Annotated in this window: 25 protein-coding genes and 1 tRNA gene; 13 read left to right on the forward strand and 13 right to left on the reverse strand. The window is 62.9% G+C overall.

What is annotated here, in order from left to right:
- Both CIC12_RS08410 and CIC12_RS08415 read right to left on the reverse strand, forming a co-directional pair.
- Positions 1-422: aminopeptidase P family N-terminal domain-containing protein (locus tag CIC12_RS08410; RefSeq protein ID WP_174771965.1), on the reverse strand; the 422-nt coding region annotated here is incomplete at its 3' end.
- A gap of 19 nt (positions 423-441) precedes the next feature.
- Positions 442-696 (reverse strand): hypothetical protein, encoded by a 255-nt coding sequence (locus tag CIC12_RS08415; RefSeq protein WP_168663685.1) that lies wholly within the window; start codon positions 694-696, stop codon positions 442-444.
- 204 nt (positions 697-900) lie between these two features.
- Between CIC12_RS08415 and CIC12_RS08420 the strand changes: the two genes are divergently transcribed.
- The 7 genes from CIC12_RS08420 to CIC12_RS08450 all read left to right on the forward strand — a co-directional run bounded on the left by CIC12_RS08420 (position 901) and on the right by CIC12_RS08450 (position 7,094).
- Complete coding sequence (locus CIC12_RS08420) at positions 901-1,611, forward strand: response regulator transcription factor (RefSeq protein ID WP_168663686.1); 711 nt, start codon at positions 901-903, stop codon at positions 1,609-1,611.
- A gap of 74 nt (positions 1,612-1,685) precedes the next feature.
- Positions 1,686-2,972, forward strand: a complete 1,287-nt coding sequence (gene hemA / locus CIC12_RS08425; protein WP_168663687.1) for a glutamyl-tRNA reductase — start codon at positions 1,686-1,688, stop codon at positions 2,970-2,972.
- A gap of 123 nt (positions 2,973-3,095) precedes the next feature.
- Positions 3,096-4,178: a peptide chain release factor 1 gene (gene prfA / locus CIC12_RS08430; protein WP_168663688.1), complete on the forward strand. Its 1,083-nt coding sequence runs from the start codon at positions 3,096-3,098 to the stop codon at positions 4,176-4,178.
- A 5-nt stretch (positions 4,179-4,183) separates the two neighbouring features.
- Positions 4,184-5,092, forward strand: a complete 909-nt coding sequence (gene prmC, locus CIC12_RS08435; protein WP_168663689.1) for a peptide chain release factor N(5)-glutamine methyltransferase — start codon at positions 4,184-4,186, stop codon at positions 5,090-5,092.
- Positions 5,093-5,193: 101 nt separating this feature from the next.
- The gene (gene grxD / locus CIC12_RS08440; protein ID WP_121315820.1) at positions 5,194-5,505 is read left to right on the forward strand and encodes a Grx4 family monothiol glutaredoxin; all 312 of its coding nucleotides are present in this window, start codon (positions 5,194-5,196) and stop codon (positions 5,503-5,505) included.
- 44 nt (positions 5,506-5,549) lie between these two features.
- Entirely contained in the window at positions 5,550-6,149 is a 600-nt protein-coding gene (locus tag CIC12_RS08445) for a UbiX family flavin prenyltransferase (protein ID WP_168663690.1), read from the forward strand.
- 159 nt (positions 6,150-6,308) lie between these two features.
- Positions 6,309-7,094 carry a DODA-type extradiol aromatic ring-opening family dioxygenase gene (locus CIC12_RS08450; RefSeq protein ID WP_168663691.1) on the forward strand — a complete coding sequence of 262 codons (786 nt, stop codon included), beginning with the start codon at positions 6,309-6,311 and terminating at the stop codon, positions 7,092-7,094.
- A gap of 130 nt (positions 7,095-7,224) precedes the next feature.
- Here the strand turns inward: CIC12_RS08450 and CIC12_RS08455 are convergent, their stop codons facing one another.
- Positions 7,225-8,820 carry an amino acid permease gene (locus tag CIC12_RS08455; protein ID WP_168663692.1) on the reverse strand — a complete coding sequence of 532 codons (1,596 nt, stop codon included), beginning with the start codon at positions 8,818-8,820 and terminating at the stop codon, positions 7,225-7,227.
- Positions 8,821-9,252: 432 nt separating this feature from the next.
- On the opposite strand from CIC12_RS08455, the gene CIC12_RS08460 reads away from it, so the two are divergent.
- Complete coding sequence (locus CIC12_RS08460) at positions 9,253-9,456, forward strand: cold-shock protein (protein WP_007180251.1); 204 nt, start codon at positions 9,253-9,255, stop codon at positions 9,454-9,456.
- Between the two features lie 113 nt (positions 9,457-9,569).
- Here CIC12_RS08460 and CIC12_RS08465 read toward each other — a convergent pair whose 3' ends face one another.
- Positions 9,570-10,820, reverse strand: coding sequence for an Hsp70 family protein (locus tag CIC12_RS08465; RefSeq protein ID WP_168663718.1), 1,251 nt, complete (start codon positions 10,818-10,820; stop codon positions 9,570-9,572).
- A 186-nt stretch (positions 10,821-11,006) separates the two neighbouring features.
- Here CIC12_RS08465 and CIC12_RS08470 point away from each other — a divergent pair, with 186 nt between their 5' ends.
- Positions 11,007-12,482 (forward strand): MFS transporter, encoded by a 1,476-nt coding sequence (locus tag CIC12_RS08470; protein WP_168663693.1) that lies wholly within the window; start codon positions 11,007-11,009, stop codon positions 12,480-12,482.
- A gap of 50 nt (positions 12,483-12,532) precedes the next feature.
- Here CIC12_RS08470 and CIC12_RS08475 read toward each other — a convergent pair whose 3' ends face one another.
- Positions 12,533-13,126: a nitroreductase family protein gene (locus CIC12_RS08475; protein ID WP_174771966.1), complete on the reverse strand. Its 594-nt coding sequence runs from the start codon at positions 13,124-13,126 to the stop codon at positions 12,533-12,535.
- A 204-nt stretch (positions 13,127-13,330) separates the two neighbouring features.
- The gene (locus CIC12_RS08480) at positions 13,331-14,614 is read right to left on the reverse strand and encodes an MFS transporter (RefSeq protein WP_168663695.1); all 1,284 of its coding nucleotides are present in this window, start codon (positions 14,612-14,614) and stop codon (positions 13,331-13,333) included.
- 160 nt (positions 14,615-14,774) lie between these two features.
- On the opposite strand from CIC12_RS08480, the gene CIC12_RS08485 reads away from it, so the two are divergent.
- A complete protein-coding gene (locus CIC12_RS08485; protein WP_168663696.1) occupies positions 14,775-15,413 on the forward strand; it encodes a TetR/AcrR family transcriptional regulator in 639 nt (212 codons plus the stop codon).
- 126 nt (positions 15,414-15,539) lie between these two features.
- Entirely contained in the window at positions 15,540-16,094 is a 555-nt protein-coding gene (locus CIC12_RS08490) for a DUF1415 domain-containing protein (protein WP_168663697.1), read from the forward strand.
- A 106-nt stretch (positions 16,095-16,200) separates the two neighbouring features.
- Here the strand turns inward: CIC12_RS08490 and CIC12_RS08495 are convergent, their stop codons facing one another.
- Positions 16,201-17,043, reverse strand: a complete 843-nt coding sequence (locus CIC12_RS08495; RefSeq protein WP_168663698.1) for a class I SAM-dependent methyltransferase — start codon at positions 17,041-17,043, stop codon at positions 16,201-16,203.
- Positions 17,044-17,425: 382 nt separating this feature from the next.
- On the opposite strand from CIC12_RS08495, the gene CIC12_RS08500 reads away from it, so the two are divergent.
- Positions 17,426-17,746 (forward strand): hypothetical protein, encoded by a 321-nt coding sequence (locus CIC12_RS08500; RefSeq protein ID WP_042329129.1) that lies wholly within the window; start codon positions 17,426-17,428, stop codon positions 17,744-17,746.
- 105 nt (positions 17,747-17,851) lie between these two features.
- On the opposite strand, the gene CIC12_RS08505 is transcribed toward CIC12_RS08500, so the two are convergent.
- Positions 17,852-18,061 (reverse strand): DUF1059 domain-containing protein, encoded by a 210-nt coding sequence (locus CIC12_RS08505; RefSeq protein ID WP_168663699.1) that lies wholly within the window; start codon positions 18,059-18,061, stop codon positions 17,852-17,854.
- A gap of 433 nt (positions 18,062-18,494) precedes the next feature.
- On the opposite strand from CIC12_RS08505, the gene CIC12_RS08510 reads away from it, so the two are divergent.
- A complete protein-coding gene (locus CIC12_RS08510; protein WP_168663700.1) occupies positions 18,495-19,775 on the forward strand; it encodes a TIGR03862 family flavoprotein in 1,281 nt (426 codons plus the stop codon).
- Positions 19,776-20,073: 298 nt separating this feature from the next.
- On the opposite strand, the gene CIC12_RS08515 is transcribed toward CIC12_RS08510, so the two are convergent.
- The 5 genes from CIC12_RS08515 to CIC12_RS08535 form a co-directional block, all read right to left on the reverse strand.
- Positions 20,074-21,198 (reverse strand): methyltransferase, encoded by a 1,125-nt coding sequence (locus CIC12_RS08515; protein ID WP_168663701.1) that lies wholly within the window; start codon positions 21,196-21,198, stop codon positions 20,074-20,076.
- Between the two features lie 882 nt (positions 21,199-22,080).
- Positions 22,081-22,156: transfer RNA gene (locus CIC12_RS08520), tRNA-Thr, on the reverse strand.
- Positions 22,157-22,175: 19 nt separating this feature from the next.
- On the reverse strand, positions 22,176-22,697 hold the full coding sequence (locus CIC12_RS08525) for a ClpXP protease specificity-enhancing factor (protein ID WP_168663702.1): 522 nt from the start codon (positions 22,695-22,697) through the stop codon (positions 22,176-22,178).
- A gap of 68 nt (positions 22,698-22,765) precedes the next feature.
- On the reverse strand, positions 22,766-23,377 hold the full coding sequence (locus CIC12_RS08530; RefSeq protein ID WP_006052302.1) for a glutathione S-transferase N-terminal domain-containing protein: 612 nt from the start codon (positions 23,375-23,377) through the stop codon (positions 22,766-22,768).
- Positions 23,378-23,472: 95 nt separating this feature from the next.
- The gene (locus tag CIC12_RS08535) at positions 23,473-24,228 is read right to left on the reverse strand and encodes a cytochrome c1 (RefSeq protein ID WP_168663703.1); all 756 of its coding nucleotides are present in this window, start codon (positions 24,226-24,228) and stop codon (positions 23,473-23,475) included.
- Positions 24,229-24,238: the final 10 nt, after the last annotated feature.

The following is a 24,238-nucleotide window of genomic DNA, read 5'->3' on the forward strand; positions in this document are numbered from 1 at the left end:
CGCGCGCTCAACGCCTGACCCAACGCCCGCGCCGCCGCCACGCCGAGCACCGCCCCATCCACGCCGACCGTGCCGCCCCTCGCCACGTTCTGCGCAAGCCATTCGAAATGCGGCGAGGTCTGCTGACCGCCGGTCATCTTCATTAATTGCACGCCGGTGCCGGTTAATTGCGCGCTAGCCTGTTCCCAATAGCGGCTGTCCGTCCAGACGCCGGCGAAGTCGGCGGTGACGATCAGCGTGCCGGCTGAGCCGGTGAAGCCGGACAGCCACTGACGGCCTTGCCAGCGCTCAGGCAGATACTCGGACAGGTGCGGGTCCGCGGACGGCACCAGATAGGCGGCGACGCCTTCGCGCGCCATCGCGCTGCGCAGGCTCGCGAGCCGTTCGGGGATGGAGGAAGTTTCGGGGAGTCGGGCATTCATGGGAGTCACCTGCAAAGATTCATCGACGGGAAAGCAACCCGAGCGTCGCGGCAACGGCGATTACCGCGATGGCGGTGCATACCGGCCATTCCAGTGTATCGCCGTCATGAAAGAGACCGGTCACGTTGCCGGCCATGCGCGCGACGCTCGTGCCGAGCACGCCGGCCAGCAGCGCCATCCACCAACGCGCGCGGCTCGCGCGGCGCAACGGATGCAGCCACCAGCCCGCCAGTCCGATCGCCACCCCCAACACGATGATGCCGGGCCAACCCATTAGCGGCCGATCTCGCGCACTTTCAGATTTGTCTGATATTCGCAAGGGGGCAACACAGCTAGCATTTTTGTCTCATTAACTTTAGGAAGTTCAGCACGGCGCTTTCCGCATAGCGGTTGAGTTTAGGGGTCGGGATGATGTTAGGCAAGCCGCAAACTGTGCGGAAAAATCCAACTCCCGGTCGTTGCCAGCTGAAGCCGCGCCATGCGAATCGCCCTCATCGAACCGGATGTGCAACACGCCAAACTGGTCGAGCGGCTGATCTTCGCGGGCGGCCATGTGTGCCAGCCGTTCATTGCCAGCGCGCCCTTCCTGCAGCGTGCCGCCGACGAGTTCTTCGATCTTCTGATCACCGCCAGCTGGGCCGGCGACCATTGCGCCGAAGACGTGATCGCGCGAGCCCGCTCCATCCTGCCGAGCCTGCCGGTCATCGTGCTGATGTCGGCGCCGCGCGAAAGCCAGATCGTCGCCGCATTACACGCCGGCGCCGACGATTGCCTCAACAAACCGGTTCGCGGCCCGGAAATGCTGGCCCGGGTGGACGCGCTGCTGCGCCGAGCGGGCCTGCGGCGGCCGGCCAACCGGCGACGGGACACGATCGGCGGCTATGCATTCGACACCGCGCATTTCGCCGTCACCTTCCGCGGACTGACAGTCATCCTGACCCCCAAGGAATTCCGCCTCGCGCTGCTGCTGTTCAACAATCTGGCACGCCCCGTGTCGCGCGCGCATATCCTCGAAACCGTCTGGGCGCGCCGCCGCGACGTCAAGTCGCGCACCATCGACACGCACGCCTCGCGGGTTCGCAGCAAATTGCAGCTCCGCCCTGAACTCGGCTATGCCCTCACTCCGGTGTACGGCTACGGCTATCAGCTCGACACGATCCCGCCAGAGGCCGTCGCCGAGGCGGATTGAAGGCGGCTTGACGGGTCCAGGATGTAAGAATCGTGAAAACGCTATAATATTGGGCTAAATCATAGCTCCCCAAAATGCAGCTCCTAACGATCGGAATCAATCACCACACTGCGCCTGTCGCCTTGCGCGAACGCGTGGCGTTTCCGCTCGAACAAATCAAGCCTGCACTGGACACGTTCAAGAGCGTCTGGCTCGGCCGCACGGCTCGCACGGCGCCGGAAGCGGCGATTCTGTCCACTTGCAACCGCACCGAACTCTACTGCGCCACCGACGATCAGGCCGCGCGCGAAGCCGCGATCCAGTGGTTTTCCAGGTATCACAAGCTGCCCATCGACGAACTCGCGCCGCACGTCTACGCGCTGCCGCAGTCGGAAGCTGTGCGCCACGCGTTCCGCGTCGCGTCGGGGCTCGACTCCATGGTGCTCGGTGAGACGCAGATTGTCGGACAAATGAAGGACGCGGTTCGCACCGCGTCCGAAGCCGGCGCACTCGGCACCTATCTGAACCAGTTGTTCCAGCGCACCTTCGCCGTCGCGAAGGAAGTGCGCAGCACGACGGAAATCGGCGCGCAGTCGGTTTCCATGGCCGCCGCCGCAGTGCGACTCGCCCAGCGGATTTTTGACAAGGTCTCGAACCAGCGCGTGCTGTTCATCGGCGCGGGCGAAATGATTGAATTGTGCGCGACGCACTTCGCCGCGCAGCATCCGCGTGAGCTGGTGGTCGCCAATCGTACGGCCGAGCGCGGTTCGCGGCTCGCCGAACGCTTCAACGGCCGGGCTATTCCGCTCTCGGAGCTGCCGGCGCGGATGCACGAGTTCGACATCATCGTGTCGTGCACCGCGTCCACATTGCCGATCATCGGGCTCGGCGCGGTCGAGCGGGCAGTCAAAGCGCGCCGTCACCGGCCCATTTTCATGGTCGACCTCGCCGTGCCGCGCGATATCGAGCCCGAAGCCGGCCAGCTCGAAGACGTCTTCCTGTACACCGTCGACGACCTCGGCGCGATCGTCCGCGAAGGCAATGCGTCGCGGCAAGCCGCGGTCGCGCAGGCCGAAGCGATCATCGAAACGCGTGTGCAGAATTTCATGCAGTGGCTCGACGCGCGCAGCATCGTGCCGGTGATCCGTCACATGCATACGCAGGCCGACGTGCTGCGCCGCGCCGAAGTCGAGCGTGCGCAGAAGATGCTCGCGCGCGGCGACGACCCCGCCGCAGTCCTCGAAGCGCTGTCGCAAGCGCTCACCAACAAGCTGATCCACGGCCCGACGCACGCGCTCAATCGCGCAAGCGGCGATAACCGCGACACGCTCATCGAACTGATGAGCGGTTTCTACAAGCACTCCGGTTCCACCGAGCGTTAGCGGCGCAGCCAGCGCCGCGCTGTCCGCGCCGCCCGCGAGTGGCGCGCGACGTGCTCCCGATCAGGGCATCCGCCCACTCCCCTAGTCGCCGTCCTTGCCGGAGCCCGCTCCGAAACCCGTCCGATGAAAACGAGCATGCAACGCAAGCTCGACCAGCTCACCACGCGGCTGGCCGAACTGAACGACCTGTTGAGCCGCGAGGACATCACCTCGAACCTCGATCAATACCGCAAGCTCACGCGCGAGCACGCCGAGCTCGGGCCGGTGGTCGAGCATTACGCGCTGTGGCGCGAGGCGCGCAGCGACGAGGAAACCGCCGAGGAACTGCTGGCGGACACGTCGATGCGCGACTTCGCGGAAGATGAAATTCGCGCGGCGCGCGACCGGATGGAGCAGCTCGGCGCGGAGCTGCAGAAAATGCTGCTGCCGAAAGATCCGAACGACGACCGCAATATCTTCGTCGAAATCCGTGCGGGCACGGGCGGCGACGAGTCCGCTCTGTTTGCGGGCGATCTGCTGCGCATGTATCTGCGCTTTGCCGAGCGCAATCGCTGGCAGGTCGAGATGATGTCGGCGAGCGAATCGGATCTCGGCGGCTACAAGGAAGTGATCGTGCGGATCGCCGGCGAAGCCGCGTATTCGAAGCTGAAGTTCGAGTCAGGCGGACATCGCGTGCAGCGCGTACCGGCCACCGAAACGCAGGGCCGCATTCACACGTCTGCGTGCACGGTCGCGGTGATGCCCGAGGCTGACGAAATCGGCGAAGTCGAGATCAATCCCGCCGATCTTCGCATCGACACGTTCCGCGCGTCCGGCGCGGGCGGGCAGCACATCAACAAGACCGACTCCGCGGTGCGCGTCACGCACTTGCCGACCGGCATCGTCGTCGAGTGTCAGGACGACCGCTCGCAGCACAAGAACAAGGACCGCGCGCTGAAGGTGCTGGCCGCGCGCATCAAGGACAAGCAGTCGCACGAACAGCATGCAAAGGAAGCCGCCACCCGCAAGAGTCTGATCGGCTCGGGCGACCGTTCGGAGCGGATTCGCACGTACAATTTCCCGCAAGGGCGGCTGACCGATCACCGGATCAACCTGACGCTGTATCGGCTCGACGCGATCATGGATGGAGATCTCGACGAACTGATCGCGGCGCTCGTCAGCGAGCATCAGGCAGAGTTGCTGGCCTCGCTAGGCGACGCGGACTGACACCGATGATGCCCGCCACGCCAGACAACCCCGCCGACCGGGCGACCCCGGCCACGGCCAGCACGCCCGCCGCGCTGCTGCGCGCCTCGCCGCTGCCGCCGCTCGAAGCGCGGATTCTGCTCGCGCACGTGCTCGGCTGGCGGCACACGCAATTGATCACGCGCAGCGATGAAGCGCTCGACAGCGCGAGCGGCGAGCGTTACCTGACACTGCAAGCGCGGCGCGTGGCCGGTGAGCCGGTCGCGCAACTGGTCGGCGCGCGGGAATTTTTCGGGCTGGATTTCGAAGTCACGCCGGATGTGCTGATTCCGCGTCCCGAGACTGAATTGCTGGTCGAAACCGCGCTGGCGGCGATGGAAAACATCGCGGGGCCACGCGTGCTCGATCTCGGCACCGGCACCGGCGCGATTGCCGTGGCGATTGCCTCGACGCGACCCGATGCGCGGGTCTGGGCGCTCGACCGTTCAGCCGAAGCGCTGGCGGTGGCCGCGCGCAACGCCGCTCGCCTGCTGGACGCGAAACGCCCGGGCGGCGCTATGACCTTGAAGCAAAGCGACTGGTACGACTCGCTCGACCCCGCACTGCGCTTCGACATCATTGTCAGCAATCCGCCGTATATCGCGAGCGGCGATCCGCATCTGTCGGAAGGCGATTTGCGTTTCGAGCCGCGCGGCGCGCTCACCGATGAAGCCGACGGGCTCAGCGCTATCCGCGTCATCGTCGCCGGTGCGCCCGCTCGCCTCGCCGGTCATGGCGCATTGTGGATCGAGCACGGCTACGATCAGGCCGAAGCCGTGCGCGAATTGCTAACCGCACAAGGCTTCGCGCAAGTGCGCTCGCAGTACGATCTCGCCGGTATCGAGCGGATCAGCGGCGGGCGGCTCCGAGATCAGGCGCCCGCATGCGCTGAATAACCACAGTCGACGCACGGGCAACGCGCCCCTCGGCCGGCCGTACCGAAATCCGCTATCATTTCAGCCTATTCCCTACACATCACGGAACCGCAAGGTCAGTCATGGATACGCAACAACGCATCAAGCAAATCGTCGACGAAAACAACGTCGTCCTCTTCATGAAGGGCACCGCCCAGTTCCCGATGTGCGGCTTCTCCGGCCGCGCCATCCAGATTCTGAAAGCGTGTGGCGTCGGTGAGCTCAAGACCGTCAACGTCCTCGAAGACGACGAAGTCCGCCAGGGCATCAAGACGTTCTCGAACTGGCCGACCATTCCGCAGCTTTACGTGAAGGGCGAGTTCATCGGCGGCTCGGACATCATGATGGAAATGTACGAATCCGGCGAACTGCAGCAACTGTTCGCCGCGGCCTGAGCGGCCCCTGCCGTTCCGTTTATCCCGATAAGGCGCCGCGAGCCATGGAAATACGCGCTGCGGCGCCACGCCGGCTGATCGTCGCGATCACCGGCGCGACCGGCGCCATTTACGGCATCCGGTTGCTCGAGACGCTGCGCAGGCTCGGCGGCGTCGAGAGCCATCTGCTGATTTCAAGCGCGGGCTGGCTCAATATCCAGCATGAACTTCAGTTGAGCAAGGAAGACGTGCATCCTCTCGCGGATGTCGTCCATTCGGTGCGCGATGTCGGCGCGAGCATCGCGTCCGGCTCGTTCGCCACCGACGGCATGGTGGTCGCCCCCTGCTCGATGAAGACGCTCGCAAGCGTCGCGCACGGCTTCTCCGACAACCTGATCACCCGCGCCGCCGACGTCACGCTCAAGGAGCGTCGCCGCCTCGTGTTGCTCGTTCGCGAGACGCCGTTCAATCTCGCGCATCTGCGCAATATGACGGCCGTCACCGAAATGGGCGGCGTGATCTTCCCGCCGCTGCCTGCGTTCTACAACCAACCGGCCTCGGTCGACGAAATGGTCGATCACACTGTCGCGCGCGTGCTGGACCTGTTCGCGCTCGGCCCGGCTTTGTCGCGTTCGTGGACGGGATTGCGCGACGCTCAGCCGTAGCAGACGTCCTCCTACCGCCTCCCGGTGGACGGCGCGCCTGAATTGATAACAACGGCGACACAATCAATTCTCTTTTGGATCGTTTATCAAACGATGGTGCGGGTCTATATTGATAGCAACCCAACTTCTGCGCCGTATCCTCGCGACTGCGTTGCTGCCATGATCCGCCTACCCTCGCTTTTCCTGTCCCACGGCGCGCCGACGCTGCCGATCGATCCGTCGATGCCGTCCGCGGAGTTCGGCATATTAGGTGCGCAGCTGCCGCGTCCGGAAGCCGTACTGATGCTGTCCGCCCATTGGGGCACCGCGCATGCGCTCGCGAGCACGGCCACGACGCCGGAAACCATCCACGACTTCTACGGCTTTCCGCGTCAGTTGTATGAAATTCAGTACCCGGCGCCGGGCGCGCCCGATGTCGCGCGCCGCGCCGCCGCGCTGCTCGGCGAAAACGGTATCCTCGCGGACACCCAGCCGCACGGGCTCGACCACGGCGCGTGGGTACCGATGCTGCTGATGTTCCCGCACGCGGACCTGCCGGTCGCGCAGTTGTCGATCCAGCCGCACATGGACGCCGCGCATCATTTCCGCGTGGGCCGCGCGCTGCGCGCGTTGAAAGTCGATGGTGTGATGGTGATCGGCTCCGGCCAGATCACGCACAATCTGCGCGCCGCCGATTTCTCCGCGCGCCCGGAAGATGCCGATCCGCGCGTGACCGAGTTCACGGACTGGTTCGAAACGAAACTTGCCGCGCATGATATTGACGCGCTGCTCGACTACCGACGCCAGGCGCCGCACGCTGTGCTGATGCATCCCACCGACGAGCATCTGCTGCCCGTATTCGCCGCATTGGGCGCGGCGGACGACGATTATTCGCTGACCATCCAGTCGCTCGGCACTTATCAGCGCTCGCTCGCGATGACGAACTACGTGTTCGGCAACGCCTGACCCCGGCGCCGGTAAGCAGCACGCCACTCCCGCGCGACAGCCAACAAAAAAACCCGCCTGAGCGATTCAGACGGGCTTTTTCTCGTCCCGGACCCCCACTGCGATCCGGCCGACAAGCTCAGCGCGGCGACTAGTGCGCGCCCATGCCCTCGAGCACTTCGTCGTGAGTCCGACGCTCTTCCAGATACTCCGACCGGTAGCCGCTATTGACGCCCCAGTAGTAGAACGCCAGCGAGAACGCGATCACCACCAGCATGTCCCAGCCGTACGGCAGGATGCCGAAACCGCCGAACTCCTTGCTGCCGATCAGCGACAGAACCGCCATGATCGGCAGATAGGCGACCAGCCACCATGCCGCCTTCAGATCGCGGCCCCAGCCCGCAAAACCCGACTTCGCCTGGAAGTAGAAGTACACCGGCAACGCAACGACCATCAGCAGAATGATTTCGCCGGTCAGCGGCCATTTGGCCCAGTAAAGGATCAGCGACGCGCAAACGAACGCGAACGGCGCGATCACCTTCATGCCGACGATGTGTAGCGGACGCTCGAGGTCCGTCGCCGCGCGGCGCAGCGCCATCAGGCTGATCGGCCCCGTCAGGTACGAGATCACCGTGGCGACCGAAATCACCGCCGCCAGCGAGCTCCAGCCGCGGAAGAAGAACAGGAAAATGAATGACACGAACAGGTTGAACCACATTGCCTGACGCGGCACGCCATAGAACGGATGCACGTTGCCGAACATCTTCGGCATCGTGTTGTTCCGCTCCATGGCGTAGATCATGCGGGTGGTGGTCGCCATATAGGTCGTACCGGTGCCGCTCGGGCTGACGAAAGCATCGACGTACAGCAGGATCGCCAGCCAGTTCAGGTTCAACGCGATCGCGAGTTCAGCGAACGGCGACGCGAAGTTGAAGTGGCTCCAGCCCTTCATCACGTCGCTCGGGTTCACCGCGCCGATATACGCGATCTGCAACAGCACGTAGATCACCAGCGCCAGCAGGATCGAGCCGATCACCGCGAACGGTACGCTCTTGGCCGGATTGCGTGCTTCGCCAGCGAGGTTGATCGGGCTCTGGAAACCGTTGAACGCGAACACGATGCCGCTCGTCGCGACCGCCGTCAGCACCGACGACCAGCCGTACGGCGCGAACGTGCTTGTTTCGCCGAAGTTCTCCTTGTGAAAACCCGTCAGCATCAAGCCAAGGATCGTCGCGCCGGGGATCAGGAACTTGAAGATCGTGATCGCCGAATTGGCGCGCGCGAACAGTTTGACGCCCCAATAGTTCAGCAGGAAGTAAATGATCACGAGTCCCGCGGACAGCAATAATCCGTTAGTGGTTAATGATCCGTCAACGAAGAGCGCATGCGCCCACGCATAGGGCCATGTGCTCATGTATTGAATGGATGCCTCTGCCTCGATCGGAATCACCGAAACGATCGCAATCCAGTTGGCCCACGCGCTGATAAAACCGACCAGCGCACCGTGCGAATAGCGCGCGTAGCGCACCATACCGCCGGATTCCGGAAACATCGCACCGAGTTCCGCGTAGGTCAGAGCAATCGCGAGAATCACGACTGCGCCGATGACCCAGGCACAAATGGCAGCGGGACCGGCAATTTTGGCGGCCTTCCATGCGCCGAACAGCCAGCCCGATCCGATGATCGAGCCCAAGCCAGTCAGCAGCAGTGCGAACGGCCCGATGTTCCGTTGTATAGAACTTTTCACGTCTTCTCCTGTATCAGAACCATGTCGGCACCGCGTGACATCGCTTGTGGCGCTGGAGACGGGTGACGCGCATGCATTGCGCGGCGGACCCATTCCGACAGGTGCAACCGACGCGCGGCGCGTAGTTTAACGGTTGCACCGACTCGATGCAGCGAAACTAAGGGTTCTCCCTGACAAAAAGATCGAGGCGACAGCAAGGTTTGTAAGCAAAAACTGCGCCTACTCGTCAAATATGGGTAAAGAATCGACGATAGTGTTGACCTTCTCTCGAAATGGCCGTATAACGTTCGGGCAGGATTTCAAGCGGCGAGTGAATTGGTCTTTCGTAGTTCGCCCATCAACGGTACTCCGGTTGGTCCCATTACCCCCTTCCTTGATTTTCATGCACCCTCTGGGCTTCGGCCTTATTTACCATCTTTAGGAACAAGTAATATGGAAACCGGTACCGTCAAGTGGTTCAATGACGCAAAGGGCTTTGGCTTCATCACGCCGGACGGCGGTGGCGAAGATCTGTTCGCGCATTTCTCGGAAATCCGCACGGAAGGCTTCAAGACGCTGCAAGAAAACCAAAAGGTTACGTTTGAAGTGAAGACGGGCCCGAAGGGCAAGCAAGCCGCTAACATCAAGCCGGTGTAAGCGACACGCTTCCTTCCGGACGCAAAAAACCCCGCCTCGGCGGGGTTTTTTTATATCCGTCGCAACTGAATGCGCTGATTATCTTCGCAGTATGCGAGGGATTAGTTTGTTGGTTATCCGAACAGACGCCGCGCGTGAATTCCGAGTCCCGTTGCAACGCTGGCGAGTCGATCGCCGAATACCGCTTTCGCATCCGGAAATGCCGCCGCCAATGCGCCCGATAGAAACGCGAGCCCGGTAGACCCGCCGGTGAAATACACCGCGCTGACGTCGCGCGGCGCGACGCTGGCCGCCTGGAGCGTATCGCGCGCCGCCTGCACGATGCGCTGCGTCTCTTCGTGGCCGGCCTTGATGAGCTGGGCTTCGTCGAAGGCGAGGCGCAAGTCGTCTTCCACTTCGTCGAGATCGATGACGGTCTCGCCACCCGCCGCCACACCGATCTTCGCCTCTTCCGCATGGGCCGCCAGCGCGTGCCCCATACGGCGCTCCACGACGCGCATCAGGCGGTCGTGGTGCTTGACCTGAGTAAACAGGTGCCGCATCAGCGCGAGTTCGCTGATGCGCTTCGGCGCGTAGACCGTGTTGATCAGGTGCCAGGTCGCCAGATCGAAGTAGATACGGTTGGGGATCTCGCGCCCTTCCGGATCGAGCGACTGATAGCCGAGTTCGCGCAGGATCGTCGCCAGTTCCACGCGGCGGTCGAAGTCAGTGCCCGCGACGTGCACACCGTGATGCGCCAGCACGTCGTCCTTGCGCTCGACGCGCTTCATCCGTTCCGGCCCGACCCGCACCAGCGAAAAGTCCGATGTGCCGCCGCCGATGTCGGCCACCAGCACGAGCCCTTCCTCGGTCAAATGCGATTCATAGTCGAATGCAGCCGCGATCGGCTCATACTGAAAGTGAATCTCCCGCAGGCCGACCGAGCGCGCGGCGGCTTCCAGTTGCTGCTGCGCCATCTGGTCGGCGCGTGGATCATCGTCGACGAAAAACACCGGGCGGCCCAGCACCGCGCGGTCGATCGCGCCGCCGGCGCTCTTTTCGGCCGAGCGCTTGAGGTGATCGACGAAAATCGCGATCACGTCCGTGTACTTGATCGCGGAGCCGTCGCCGAGATCCGTCGAGTTTTCGGCGAGCGGCGAGCCGAGAATGCTTTTCATCGAGCGCATCAGCCGGCCGTCGAAGCCGTCAATGTACGCCGCCAGCGCCGCCCGCCCGAATTCACGGGTGTCTTCGTCGGTATTGAAAAAGACGGAGGTGGGCAGCGTCGTGTAGGCGCCTTCGACCGGCGCGAGCTTGAGCAAATCGCCGTCAGGCACGGCCACGGCCGAGTTGGAAGTACCGAAGTCAATCGCGCAATAGTTCATGGCAGGCATCGCCGCTCAGCTGGCGCGGACAGAAGGGGGAGCGGCTTTGTAACACGAAAGCTCAATTAGCATCAACTCACGCTTTCGAGCCGGCCGCAACGAGGCAAAAGTTCGCTCGACGGAACGAATATTGCTCTTTTCGACAGAATACGCCACCAAATTTCCTTATTGAGGAGACTTCAAGCAATGAGCGCGCCGCCGACTGCCGCTGTTCACGAGAAAAACGCCGCACTGATCGAAACGGACCTGCCCTCGCGGCTCGACCGCTTGCCTTGGGGCCGCTTTCATTCGCTGATCGTGGTGGCGCTCGGCATCACGTGGCTGCTCGACGGTCTCGAAGTGACCTTGGCGGGCGCCGTCGCGAGCGCACTGAAGTCCAGTCCGTTGTTGCGCTTTTCGAACGCCGACGTAGGCCTGGCAGGCAGCGCATACATCGCGGGCGCCGTGCTCGGGGCGCTGGGTTTCGGCTGGCTGACCGACCGGCTCGGCCGCCGCAAGCTGTTTTTCATTACGCTCGCCGTCTATCTGGCCGCAACGGCGGCGACCGCGCTATCGTGGAATCTGGCCAGCTTCATGCTGTTTCGCTTCCTGACCGGCGCGGGGATCGGTGGCGAATACACGGCGATCAACTCGACCATCCAGGAATTCACCCCGGCGCGGGTGCGCGGATGGACCGATCTGGGCATCAACGGCACCTTCTGGGTCGGCGCGGGGCTCGGCGCGGCAGGCTCGCTGGTGCTGCTCGATCCTCATCTGCTGCCGGCCGACTGGGGGTGGCGCGCATGCTTTTTCATCGGCGCAGTGCTCGCCCTCGTGATCCTGCCAATGCGCATCTGGGTGCCCGAGAGCCCGCGCTGGCTGCTGACGCATGGCGATGAGTCCGACGCGCGCTCGATCGTCGAAGGCATCGAAGCGCGTTTTCGCAAAGAAGGCCACGCCCTCCCCGACGCCCGGCTCACACGTCTGCGGCTGCGCGCGCGTGCGCACACGCCGTTGCGCGAGGTGTTCGATACGCTGTTCAACGTGCACCGGCGCCGCGCGCTGGTCGGCCTCACGTTGATGACCGCGCAGGCGTTCTTCTACAACGCGATTTTCTTCACTTACGCGCTCGTGCTCACCGATTTTTACCAGGTGCCGGGCGACCACATCGGCTGGTATCTGCTGCCCTTCGCGCTCGGCAATTTTCTCGGACCGCTGCTGCTCGGGCGGCTTTTCGACGTGATCGGGCGGCGCAAGATGATCGCGGCGACTTACGGCATGTCCGCGATTCTGCTGACGCTGAGCGGGTATTTGTTCGAGCAGCAGTTACTCACCGTCGTCACGCAGACGATTGCCTGGATGGTGATTTTCTTCTTCGCGTCGGCAGCGGCGAGTTCGGCGTACCTGACGGTCAGCGAATCGTTCCCGCTCGAAATCCGCGCGCTGGCGATTGCAATCTTCTACGCGTTCGGCACGGCGCTCGGCGGCATCATCGGCCCGGCGTTCTTCGGGAGGCTGATCGACACGCATCAGCGCAGCGCCGTGTTCTCGGGCTACCTGGTGGGCTCGGGGCTGATGCTCGTGGCGGCCATCGTGGCGGCGATCTGGGGCGTGGACGCGGAGCGGAAATCGCTCGAACATGTGGCGACGCCGCTCTCGAGCGTCGCGGACGAAGTGGAATAAAAAACGCGCGGACGTTGCCGCGCGCTTTTCCATCCAGTGCGGTGAGCTGCTCAGAGAGCCTTCTTCCAGCCGCCGCCGTAGGCGACGTCGGCCAGCGGCAGACGCTGACGCACCGATTTCTCGCGCTCGCGCAGCACCGGATCGAGCTTGTCGACTTCGCCGTAGTGCCCGAGCGAAATGATCGCGATCACGTCGACGTCGTTCGGCAGCGCGAACGTCGTGCGGAACGCGTTCGGATCGAAGCCGCTCATCTGATGCGCAGCCAGCCCGAGCGCATGCGCCTGCAACACCAGCGCCATCGCCGCGGAACCGGCATCGTACGCGGCGCAGCGGTTTACTTCGCCCTTGTTCGTCAGCGTGTGCGTGGTCACGGCGATCAGCACCGGCGCGCGCGAATTCCAGCCCTGGTTGAACGGCACCAGCGTCGCGAAAGCCTGCTTGAACGAAACTTCATCGACACTGCGATCGAAGACGAGAAAACGCCACGGTTGCGCGTTGTAAGCAGACGGCGCCCAGCGCGCCGCTTCGAGCACCGAGCGCAAATGCTCGCGACTCACCGGCTCGCTCGAATACGCGCGCGGGCTCCAGCGGCCTGCAATCAGCTCGTGAATGGCAACTTCGGTAGGGGCGGGTTTGATGGTCATGCGCTTCTCTCGGTCGAAATTCATGATCGCCGGGCGGTCGCCCGGGGTCACATAGCATAACCGGGGTTCGGCGCGCGCGCTCCAACAAGCGGTTAGTTTGTTTCCACGTGGCTTGCAAAAGGAACGGCCGCCGGTTTCACCCGACGGCCGTCGCATGTTGCTTCGTCGCTTCGTTGCTTCGTTGCTTCATTACGAAGCGCAGCTTTACACCGCCTGCGGCTCGGGCACTTTCGCCGGACGATTGATCCGCAACACGATCACTGCCGCGACCAGACACAGCCCACCTGAAATCATCGACGCCACCGTATAGGTGCCGAGGCTCGCGCGCAGCATGCCCGCGCCAAGCGCCGCAAACGCCGCGCCGAGCTGGTGGCCCGCGACCACCCAGCCGAACACCACGGGCGCCGCTTCCTTGCCGTACACGTCGGTTGCGAGACGCACGGTCGGCGGAACGGTGGCGATCCAGTCGAGCCCGTAGAACACGGCGAACAACGGCAGCCCGAAGAAGTCGATACCGAACGCGTGCGGCAAATACATCAGCGACAAGCCCCGCAAGCCGTAGTACCAGAACAGCAACACGCGGCTATTGAAGCGGTCCGACAGCCAGCCCGACAGCGTCGTACCGAACAGATCGAAGATGCCCATCGCGGCGAGCAGCGACGCACCTTGCACCTCGGTCATGCCGTAGTCGCCGCACATGGCGATCAGGTGGGTGCCGACGTAGCCGTTGGTGCTCGCGCCGCAGATAAAAAAGCTGAAGAACAGCAGCCAGAAATCACGGGTTTTGCTCGCCATGGCCAGCGTGCCGAACGCGATAGCGAGCGGATTCTGCCTGGTGACGGTGCTCGCGACCGGCGCGTCGTGCGGTTCGCCATACGGACGCAGTTTCATGTCGGCCGGGCGCTCGGGCAGCAGAAAGGCGACCAGCGGAATCACCACCGCCGCCGCGAGTGCGACGACCCACACGACCTGACGCCAGCCGTGATGCTCTGCGATGGCCGCGAGCATCGGCAGGAACACCAGTTGGCCGGTGGCCGAACTGGCCGTGAGAATGCCCATGACGAGGCCGCGGCGCGTGGTGAACCAGCGCGTGACCACGGTCGCGGACAGCGACAGCGCGGCGACGCCGGTCGAACCGCCCACCATCACGCCCCAGATCAGCACCATCTGCCATGGATGCGTCATCAGCGACGACAGCGCTACACCCGCCGCCATCGTGCCGAGCGCGACGAGCAGCGTGGGGCGCACGCCGAAGCGCTGCATGGCCGCCGCCGCGAACGGCCCCATCAGGCCGTAGAGTGCGATGTTCACGGAGATGGCCAGCGAGATCGTCGCGCGGCTCCAGCCGAACTGGTGCTCGAGCGGCACCATCATCACGCTCGGCGTGGCGCGCGTGCCGGCCGCCGCCAGCAATACCAGAAACACCACCGCGACTGTCAACCAGCCGTAGTGGAACCGTCCGCCAATCAGTCTCGCTGCCCAGTTCATTGGTTCTCCAATCGACGCTTCGCCTCGCGGGCTGCGTCGTTCGTATTATTACGGGTCCCGTAAAGGATTTGTGACAGATCAGTCACAATGGTGTTGCGATGTTAGTTACTGGTCGGTAACATGTCAAGGCGTCAATTCAGTTCCAATCAGGTGGCCCATCATGTCCGAGAGCAACACTCCCAAGCCGACCGCTAAAGCCCGTGCACGCGGTGCGCAGACGGCCGGGCCGCAGGCGCAGCGCAATCTGCTGCACGCCGCGAGCGAGCTGTTCTACCGCGAAGGCGTGCGCACGGTCGGCGTCGACGCGGTGGTCGAGCGTGCGGGCGTCAACAAGATGAGTCTGTACCGCCAGTTCTCGTCGAAAGACGAATTGGTGATGGCTTATCTCGAACAGCAGGACGAGCGGTTCTTCGGCTACGTGGAGAGGAGTTTCGCCAAGCATCCGGGCGAGCCGGCGAAGCAGCTTCAGCAGTATTTCGACGACCTCTCGGTGCGCGCGTCGGTGGACGACTATCGCGGCTGTCCGTTCGTGAACGTGTCGGTGGAGTTTTCGGACCCCGGGCACCCGGCCCGGCAGTTCGTCTTTCGCAACAAGCAGCGTTTGATGGGACGGCTCATCGAACTGTCGACGGCGGCCGCCGCTGACGATCCAGAGGCGCTCGCAAATGCACTGGGTCTGGTGATCGAGGGCGTCTATGCGGCCAGCCAGACCTACGGCCCAGGATGCGGACCTATCCTGGCCGCACCGAAAGTCGCCGCGCAGTTGATCGCCGCCGCATGCGGTGGGACGCGGGTTTGATCTGAAGCGGAGTCGAGCCGGGGGCTGCGCCCGTTGCGCGCCGGGAATCGCGCCGTGAGCAGGGCAGCGCCGGCTCGCGCCGTTAGAATGGTGCTTTTCGCCCCTTTATCCGCCGTGTCGCCTGCCATGCCGTTGCCCGTCGAATCCCACGATGCCGTCGTTGCCGCCACCCGTCACTGGCTGACCCAGGCCGTGATCGGACTCAATTTGTGTCCGTTCGCGAAAGCCGTGCACGCGAAGGGGCAAATTCGCTACGCCGTGAGCGGGGCCGCGGACATGGAGGCCGTCTTGACCGATCTCGAAGCCGAGTTGCAGACGCTGGTGGCCGCCGATCCGCAGGCCATCGACACGACGCTGCTGATCCTGCCGCGCGCGCCAGGCGATTTTCTCGACTTCAACGATTGCCTGTTTTTCGCCGACCGGCTCATCAAGCAGCTTCGGCTCGAAGGGGTCGTTCAGATCGCGAGCTTTCACCCCGCTTACCAGTTCGAAGGCAGCGACCCGGACGATATCGAGAACTACACGAATCGGGCGCCCTATCCGATCCTGCATCTGCTGCGGGAAGACAGCATCGAGAGAGCGGTTCAGGCGTTCCCCGATGCCGAAAATATTTACGGGCGCAATCAGGCGACGCTGCGGCGAATCGGTCTTGCAGGCTGGAACGAATTGATGAAGCGCTGAACGTAAGCGCGAGGACGGAGAGTTGCAATCCCGGTGGGGCCAGTGGCGCTCCCCCACAAAAGCCGCTTTCTCATTGAAGAAGCCTCACCTCGTCGGCCGGAACAAATCAGGCCTCAATAAAAAACCGCTCTTTCAACTCCTGAATACCGAGCGTGTCCATCACCTCATTGAGCCGTTCGGCCGGCCGGCGCCGCGGCAGATCCTTGTACTGCGCGATGATCAGTTCGTTTTTCATCGAATGCTCCCAGCCGACCAGTTCGGTCACGCTGACCTGATACCCATGCGCCTCGAGCTGCAGGCAGCGCAGCACATTCGTGATCTGGCTGCCGAATTCCCGCGTGTGCAACGGATGCCGCCAAATCTCCGTCAACGCATTGCCGAGCGACTTGCCCTTGTTTTGCCGTAGCACGCCGGCCACCTCGGCCTGACAGCATGGCACCACCACGATGTACTTGGCCCGCTTGTCGAGCGCGAACCGGATCGCGTCGTCGGTAGCGGTGTTGCACGCGTGCAGCGCCGTCACGATGTCGATCTGCGCCGGCAAACGCGTCGACGAAATCGACTCCGCGACTGACAGGTTCAGAAACGACATCCCCGTAAAACCCAGCCGCACAGCCAACTCTTCGGACTTCGTCACGAGATCTTCGCGGGTTTCAATGCCGTAAATGTGTGAAGCCCCACCCGCCGCGCTCTGAAACTCCTTGAAGAAAAGATCGTAAAGAATAAAACCTAGATATGACTTGCCCGCGCCGTGGTCGACGAGCGTCAAGGCGCCCTGCTTGTCCTTGAGGTCTTTGAGCAGCGGCTCGATGAACTGGAACAGGTGATAGACCTGCTTGAGCTTGCGCCGGCTGTCCTGATTCATCTTGCCGTCGCGCGTGAGGATATGGAGCTCCTTCAGCAACTCGACGGATTGGTTCGGACGGATTTCGTGGGTTTTGCTGGACATCGTACGTACCGCCAACTATTGCAACGCGAACGTGCGACAGATGACGGAAAAAGGGAAAAGTTGCTGCCAGTTTACCCAAAGTGCGACTCGATCACCCAGCGAGCCACGCAAACCAAGCGGAAATGCATCAACCTGGAACGCTTCCTGCTCGAAAAGCATCAGGAAAACGTGCCGGGGAGTGACTGAAAACAGCTTGCGCCCCGGCTCCGGCCGATCCCGCAAGCCGTGTCGCCGATAACAAGAAGCTGCCGGCCGTGGCACCGATCACGCGAACCGAATGCATGTGGGGAGGACGGCCGCGCAAAGCGGGCCGAACGTTACGTAACCAGCAGCGCGCCGAGACTTCAACCGGACGCGTGCTCGGATGACAGAAGAGGCGGCAATGGATACGGTACCCAACGGAAACGTGGAACAAAAATTTCAGGAAATGCTGGCGAAGCTCACCGCGACGCCGGCCTGGTCGGAGAAGCAGCAACTCGAACTGGAGATGGCGCGCGACATCTCCACCGAAATGCTGCGCCTCGCCGAAGTCATGCGCGATGGCAGCGTCGACATGGAAACGTGCCTGACTATGCTCAAGTACGCCAAAGTTCTCGACTTCGTGATGACCACGCTCGCGTCGCGTCGCGACATCAAACCGCAAACGCTGCGGGTTATTTTCAAGCTCGCCGGGCTGAAGGTGGACGAGGCGTATCCCGGCTAGCGTTCACGAGACCCCTCACACGAGAGAACGCCGCGATCCGCGGGCGACGGCACCAAGCCGCGCCCGGGTCGGACGAGACATTTTTGGTCCGTTAGGACGATTCCCTCACCCGCGCGGCGCCTCAACCGGCGGTGTGCCTTCATGAAACAGCGTCTTGAGTTGCGAACGCAGTTCCGGCGAATCCGTGTGCTTGTGGATCGCAACGGCGTGCTGCACGGCGGCTTCGAGCAATTCGCTGTCGCTGTCGGCGGATAGCGCGACGGTGCAGTTCATTTCGCTCGGGAATTCGCGGCAATCGATGTATTTGCGGCTCATGGCTGGCTCCTTGATTTTTCCGACGATCGACCACCCTCCACGCAAGCGGCGCACGCGCGAGCCATGACGCCGGCCGTCGCGCGGCGGCGATCGCTGCGAGGCCGGTATTCGCCGGCTGTGCGTGCAGCATTGATCGCAGCGGTGGCCGCGTCGAGGCGGTAAGCAGTCGGTGGCTGGTTTGAAGCGAGAAAGACGCGCACGGCGCCTGAAGGAAGGTGTTTGAAAAGTATAGGTCGCGCGGGTCCCCGACACAGATGCGAACGTGCGCCGGACGCCTGCGCAAGCGCCTGAACCCAGTTTTTTTGGCCTTCCCCCTTGGCAGTGCGTTTGCCCTGTGCCGTGCGCGGTGTGAAAATAGCGCCCGTCGCGCCGCTCGGGCTCGTCCGTTCCGGCCGGCGCGCCGCTTCTTCCTTCCGTTCATCCGCAGGACCGCATGCCCTCTTCCTTGGATTCCGCCCGCGTCGCCGTGATTGGCGGCGGCCCCGCCGGCCTGATGGCGGCCGAGGCTCTCGCCCGGCAGGGCGTGCAAGTCGACGTCTACGACGCGATGCCGTCGGTCGGCCGCAAGTTCCTGATGGCGGGCAAAGGCGGCATGAACATCACGCATTCGGAGGCGCGCGAGCCGTTTCTCGACCGCTACGGCGCGCGCCGCGAATGGATCGCGCCGCTGCTGGACGTCTTCGGACCCGACACGCTCCGGGCGTGGTTGCAGGATCTGGGAGTCGATACTTTCGTCGGCAGCTCCGGGCGCGTGTTTCCCACCGATATGAAAGCCGCGCCGATGCTGCGCGCGTGGCTGCATCGCCTGCGTGAGACGGGCGTGCGGTTCCATATGCGGCACAAGTGGCGCGGTTGGGGTCTCGACGCGGACGCCGCCGCCGCGCACACGCTGCGATTCGAGACGCCCGACGGCGAGCACACCGTGAGTCGCGATGCGGTCGTGTTCGCGCTCGGCGGCGCAAGCTGGCCGCGCCTCGGTTCGGACGCCGCGTGGGTCCCGCTAATGGCCGCCCGTCAGGTGCCGGTGACACCGCTGCGGCCCGCGAACTGCGGCTTCGACGCCGACTGGAGCGTGTATCTACGCGAGCGTTTTGCTGGTCAGCCGATCAAGCCGGTCGCCATCGCGCTCACCGATGTAGACGATAAAGTCCACAATCGACAAGGTGAAATACTTTTGACCGAAACGGGCCTCGAAGGGAGCCTGATTTACGCGATGTCGGCGGCGATCCGCGAGCGGATTCTGGCTGACGGCGAGGCGACGATCGCGCTGGATCTGGTGCCAGGCTTGACGCTCGAGCGAGTCGTCGCTGAAGTGACACGACCGCGCGGCTCACGCTCGATGGCAAGTCACCTGCACGGAAGAATCGGGATTGGCGGCGCAAAACTGGCTTTGCTGCACGAGATTTTGTCGAAGGAGGCGTTTGCCGACGCACCCGGCCTCGCGCATGCGATCAAGGCGCTCCCTGTGCGGTTCACGCGCGCCCGCCCTATCGCGGAAGCGATCAGCACCGCTGGCGGAATCCCGTTCGAGGCGCTCGATGCGCATTTGATGATCGAGCGGCTGCCCGGCGCGTTTTGTGCTGGGGAGATGCTCGATTGGGAGGCGCCCACCGGCGGTTATCTGCTTACCGCCTGCTTTGCCAGTGGATGGGTCGCCGGCACGGGGGCTGCGGTATATTTGAAGGCGCTAAAGGCGCGCGGCGCGCTGTCGTGATGCGACGGCGGGTTGCCGCTTTCTTGACTCGTGGCAGCACGCCTCACCATTTCTTCCGCCGTCCAATTAACGAACGTGCTTTGGGCGCTATAACGGCACGGCTGACGGGCGGCGCCTCGCAAGCTTCAAGACGCGAGATACCCCGACGTGATGCGCAGAGACGCAGCGTCCCCGTTACGCAGCAAACGCCCCTCTTACCAACTTTTGACCGCCAATACGCTGTTGGCACCACAACAGCGGCGCTTCCCAGGACGCGAGGCGCGTCAGCGTGATGCGCGAGGCGCCGCCTCACATCCGCCTAACGCACCTTGAGACGCCATAACGACGTCACCTCGGCCACCCGCGCCGTATGCAGCGCATCGGTCTCATCGGTCGACTTCGGATGGCGCGGGCGAATATCCTCGCGTCCCACCACCGTCAGTCCGGCCTTTTCGATTGCGGCAAGCAGCCATTCGCGCGAGCGCAAACCGAGATGCTCGGCGAAATCCGACAGGATCAGCCACCCCTCCCCGCCCGGCGACACATGCTCCGCGAGGCCGTTCAGGAAGCCGAGCAGCATGCGGCTTTCCGGATCGTAGAGCGCATATTCGATCGGTGAGGCGGGTCTCGCCGGCACCCACGGAGGATTGCACACGACGAGCGGCGCCCGGCCTTCGGGAAACAAATCCGTCTGCACGACCTCGACCTGCTGGTCGTAGCCGAGGCGCGCGAGGTTCTCACGCGCACACGCAAGCGCTCGCGGGTCCTGATCGGTGGCGATGATTTTCTTCACGCCGCGTTTGGCGAGCAGCGCGGCCAACACGCCGGTCCCGGTGCCGATATCGAACGCCTTGTTCAGCGACGGCAGCGGCGTGCGCGCGACGAGATCGACATACTCGCCGCGCACCGGCGAAAACACGCCGTAGTGGGGATGGATCCGCTCGCCGAGCGCGGGAATCTCGACACCCTTCTTACGCCACTCGAACGCGCCAATCAGACCGAGCAACTCGCGCAGCGACACGACCGACGCTTCGTCGTTGGGCGGGCCGTAGGTTTCCGTACAGGCCTGCTGCACGTCGGGTGCGCGGCGCAGTGGAATCCCATAAGCGGCGTCGAGCGGAATCAGGATCATGCCGAGCGTGCGCGCGCGTTGCGACTGCGCCTGGCGATGCAGGTTGAACGCGTCGACTGGTGTTTCGCCGCGCTTGCGCGGTTTGCGCTCTAGCCGGCGCGTGACCGCCTGGAGCAGCTGACGAGCGTTCTGGAAGTCGCCGTTCCACAGCAGCGCGGTGCCCTCGCAGGCGAGGCGGTAGGCGGAGTCGGCGGTGGTGCGATCGTCAGCGACGATGACGCGTTTGGGCGGCGGCACGGCGGCCTCGGACCGCCAGCGTGCGGTGCGGGGGCCGTCGGCTTCGGGCCAGGTAATGGTTGCGGGGCTGGTCATGATGAGGTGGGATCGGTGTTGCGGAAGCGACGTACGGAAAACGTGGCGTCGTTGGGGGCTGGCCGCCGGAGTTCTTATTAGCGATGCCGACTGACGCCCGAATAGTACCTCTGTCGCACGGTTTCGCGGTGCGCTATTCGCGGACGGGCGGGACTGGGAGGGGGAGTCGGCATACGAACCTGGACAAAAAAATCCACAATCGACAAGGTGAAAGAGATATGGTGCTTTTTGAGCCTTTGGCGGTCTCACCGATACCGCGCGCAACGGCTCGGTAGTCCGGCTAGCGGCCTTAGTGGCGAAAGGCAGAGCGATCCGCCATCGGACTGCCAATGCAATTGCACGCCAATGGCACCTCAATCACAGACCGGCCGACGACGACGATTGCCGATACGCGTCGTTTTCTCGATGCCGTGCAGTATTCATACTGTGGGACCAGAAAGCTTTAATGTCGAAAATATGCAAAACGAATAAATAGAGCGTCGACTGCCTATGCGTAATGCGATGTTCTAACATCGATATCAATAAGCCAAATAGACAGACGCTTATCCTCTCGGTATAGTTCTCGTTAGCAAAAATATGGCTGAAAGAAGAACCTGAGAGATTAAAAGTGGCGCGGCGCGGTACTCCGCCTAGCGTCCTAGTCAAACAAATAGGCCGTCCTTCAGTTGCGGACCCGTCGCGGTCCGCAACTCGTCTTTTTAACGTTTAATCGCCATTGGGCCGTCTCTGGCGTTTAACGCATTCAAGCTCATTTCCGTCCGCAATACCGCCATTTGTGCATCCCGGCACAGCCAAGTTAATCGCATACCCAGTGAATTGAATGGCGGGCCCGCAAATAAAAAACGGGGTTCCTGATTGAACAGAAACCCCGTTTCGTACTACTGGTGCCGGCTGCAGGACTCGAACCCGCCACCTCATGATTACAAGTCAAGCGCTCTACCTGATGAGCTAAGCCGGCATGAGGCCGTGATTCTACTTCATTTTACGATCTTGAGGCGAGCCCTTCCGCCACCTTTCGAACCATCATCGTCCGGGTGGGGGGCGTTCGTCGCACCATCCGCTTTCGCGGCAGTTGCGTCGCTCGCCGACGACGTCTCGACCGCGCGCGGCGCTGCGGGTGCACCCGGCGCCGCGGCCTCGTCCGCGGGGACTGCATCGGCGCCGGAATCCTGCGCCTCGCCGCCCGCCGACTCGACCGGAAACGCCATACCCTGGCCGTTTTCGCGCGCATAGATCGCGAGAATATTCGCGACCGGCACCTCGATCTTGTGCGACTTGCCGGAAAAACGCGCGCTGAACTCGATCCACTCGTTGCCCATCTGCAACTGGCTGGTTGCCTCGAAGCTGATGTTCAACACGATCTCGTTGTCGCGCACGAACTGACGCGGCACGCGCGTCTGATTGTCGACCCGGACCGCGATGTGCGGCGTGTAGCCGTTATCGGTGCACCACTCGTAGAGCGCGCGCAGCAGGTAAGGCTTCGTGGAAATCTCTTGCATCAACATTCCTCTTGCCGGGCTCGGGCCCGCGCAACGAGCTGCGCGGCGCCCTCACCCCAAAGCCAAACTCAACGACGCATCACCTTTTCCGAAGGCGTCAGCGCTTCGATATAAGCCGGGCGGCTGAAAATGCGCTCGGCGTACTTCATCAGCGGTGCGGCGTTCTTCGACAGCTCGATGCCGTAGTGATCCAGACGCCACAGGAGCGGTGCGATCGCGACGTCGAGCATCGAGAACTCTTCGCCGAGCATGTACTTGTTCTTCAGGAAGATCGGCGCGAGCTGCGTCAGGCGATCGCGGATCGCGAGACGGGCCTTCTCGTGATTCTTCTCCGCAGCCTTGCCCTTCTCGTTTTCGAGCGTGCCGACGTGCACGAACAGTTCTTTTTCGAAGTTCAGCAGGAACAGACGGGCGCGGGCGCGCTGCACCGGATCGGCCGGCATCAGCTGCGGATGCGGGAAGCGCTCGTCGATGTACTCGTTGATGATGTTCGATTCGTACAGAATCAGGTCCCGTTCGACGAGAATCGGCACTTGACCGTACGGATTCATCACGGCGATGTCTTCCGGCTTGTTAAACAGGTCGACGTCGCGGATTTCGAAGTCCATGCCCTTTTCGAACAACACCAGCCGGCAACGCTGGGAGAACGGGCAAGTTGTGCCGGAATACAGAACCATCATGTTTACGTTTCCTCAAAAAGCTGAAGGGCCAGCGCGCGGAAAAACCGTTCAGCAGGTTTCTCCTGGCGCCGGCCCCACGCCGGGTGACGGCGTGATTATTTGATATGTTTCCAGTACGCGGCGTTCAGTCGCCAGGCGAAAAAGCTCAGGATACCGAGGAACAGCAGCACCCACACGCCAAGCTGTTTGCGGGTTTTCTGCGTCGGTTCGGACATCCATGACAGGTACGACACGAGGTCGGCCACAGCAGAATCATAATCTACCGGCGACATCGTCCCCGGAGTGAGCTGCTGGAAGCCGACGAATTTGTGTACCGTCTCGCCAGTTTTTTCGTCGGTTTCGTCACCGAACTTCGCTGCACGTTGCCCCTGGAGCTGCCACAGCACGTGAGGCATGCTCACGTTCTCATACACCAGATTGTTCCAACCGGTGGGCCGCGTATTGTCGCGATAAAAACTGCGCAAATACGTGTAGAGCCAGTCCTTGCCTCGCGCCCGCGCTTCCACCGACAGATCCGGCGGCGCGGCCCCGAACCACGCTTTCGCGTCGTCCGGGCGCATCGCCACGGTCATCGTGTTGCCGACCTTGTCCGTGGTGAAGAGCAGGTTTGCCTGAATTTCGCTCGGCGTGATGCCGATATCGGTCAGGCGGTTGTAGCGCATCAGACTCGCACTGTGGCAATTCAGGCAGTAGTTTACAAACAATTGCGCGCCGTGCTGCAAAGAAGCGAAATTCTCCGCGTTATCCGGCGCGCGGTCGAGATGGAAATTCTCGTCCGCGTGAGCAGGAGCGGCCAGCACCGCGAGCAGTGTCGCGCCGATCAGCGCGCACGTCGAAAGCAGTTTCTTCATTTCGTGTTCT

The organism is Paraburkholderia sp. SG-MS1, from assembly GCF_012275575.1.
GTDB lineage: Bacteria > Pseudomonadota > Gammaproteobacteria > Burkholderiales > Burkholderiaceae > Paraburkholderia.

What these genes read in the sequence shown, in the direction of transcription:
- CIC12_RS08420 (WP_168663686.1), top strand. Translation starts at nt 901, where the DNA reads ATGCGAATCGCCCTCATCGAACCGGATGTGCAACACGCCAAACTGGTC.
- CIC12_RS08510 (WP_168663700.1), top strand. Translation starts at nt 18,495, where the DNA reads ATGCCCTCTTCCTTGGATTCCGCCCGCGTCGCCGTGATTGGCGGCGGC.
- CIC12_RS08485 (WP_168663696.1), top strand. Translation starts at nt 14,775, where the DNA reads ATGTCCGAGAGCAACACTCCCAAGCCGACCGCTAAAGCCCGTGCACGC.
- CIC12_RS08475 (WP_174771966.1), bottom strand. Translation starts at nt 13,126, where the DNA reads ATGACCATCAAACCCGCCCCTACCGAAGTTGCCATTCACGAGCTGATT.
- CIC12_RS08490 (WP_168663697.1), top strand. Translation starts at nt 15,540, where the DNA reads ATGCCGTTGCCCGTCGAATCCCACGATGCCGTCGTTGCCGCCACCCGT.
- CIC12_RS08445 (WP_168663690.1), top strand. Translation starts at nt 5,550, where the DNA reads ATGGAAATACGCGCTGCGGCGCCACGCCGGCTGATCGTCGCGATCACC.
- CIC12_RS08450 (WP_168663691.1), top strand. Translation starts at nt 6,309, where the DNA reads ATGATCCGCCTACCCTCGCTTTTCCTGTCCCACGGCGCGCCGACGCTG.
- CIC12_RS08535 (WP_168663703.1), bottom strand. Translation starts at nt 24,228, where the DNA reads ATGAAGAAACTGCTTTCGACGTGCGCGCTGATCGGCGCGACACTGCTC.
- prmC (WP_168663689.1), top strand. Translation starts at nt 4,184, where the DNA reads ATGATGCCCGCCACGCCAGACAACCCCGCCGACCGGGCGACCCCGGCC.
- CIC12_RS08530 (WP_006052302.1), bottom strand. Translation starts at nt 23,377, where the DNA reads ATGATGGTTCTGTATTCCGGCACAACTTGCCCGTTCTCCCAGCGTTGC.
- CIC12_RS08525 (WP_168663702.1), bottom strand. Translation starts at nt 22,697, where the DNA reads ATGCAAGAGATTTCCACGAAGCCTTACCTGCTGCGCGCGCTCTACGAG.
- CIC12_RS08515 (WP_168663701.1), bottom strand. Translation starts at nt 21,198, where the DNA reads ATGACCAGCCCCGCAACCATTACCTGGCCCGAAGCCGACGGCCCCCGC.
- CIC12_RS08470 (WP_168663693.1), top strand. Translation starts at nt 11,007, where the DNA reads ATGAGCGCGCCGCCGACTGCCGCTGTTCACGAGAAAAACGCCGCACTG.
- hemA (WP_168663687.1), top strand. Translation starts at nt 1,686, where the DNA reads ATGCAGCTCCTAACGATCGGAATCAATCACCACACTGCGCCTGTCGCC.
- CIC12_RS08500 (WP_042329129.1), top strand. Translation starts at nt 17,426, where the DNA reads ATGGATACGGTACCCAACGGAAACGTGGAACAAAAATTTCAGGAAATG.
- CIC12_RS08465 (WP_168663718.1), bottom strand. Translation starts at nt 10,820, where the DNA reads ATGAACTATTGCGCGATTGACTTCGGTACTTCCAACTCGGCCGTGGCC.
- CIC12_RS08480 (WP_168663695.1), bottom strand. Translation starts at nt 14,614, where the DNA reads ATGAACTGGGCAGCGAGACTGATTGGCGGACGGTTCCACTACGGCTGG.
- CIC12_RS08495 (WP_168663698.1), bottom strand. Translation starts at nt 17,043, where the DNA reads ATGTCCAGCAAAACCCACGAAATCCGTCCGAACCAATCCGTCGAGTTG.
- CIC12_RS08460 (WP_007180251.1), top strand. Translation starts at nt 9,253, where the DNA reads ATGGAAACCGGTACCGTCAAGTGGTTCAATGACGCAAAGGGCTTTGGC.
- prfA (WP_168663688.1), top strand. Translation starts at nt 3,096, where the DNA reads ATGAAAACGAGCATGCAACGCAAGCTCGACCAGCTCACCACGCGGCTG.
- grxD (WP_121315820.1), top strand. Translation starts at nt 5,194, where the DNA reads ATGGATACGCAACAACGCATCAAGCAAATCGTCGACGAAAACAACGTC.
- CIC12_RS08505 (WP_168663699.1), bottom strand. Translation starts at nt 18,061, where the DNA reads ATGAGCCGCAAATACATCGATTGCCGCGAATTCCCGAGCGAAATGAAC.
- CIC12_RS08415 (WP_168663685.1), bottom strand. Translation starts at nt 696, where the DNA reads ATGGGTTGGCCCGGCATCATCGTGTTGGGGGTGGCGATCGGACTGGCG.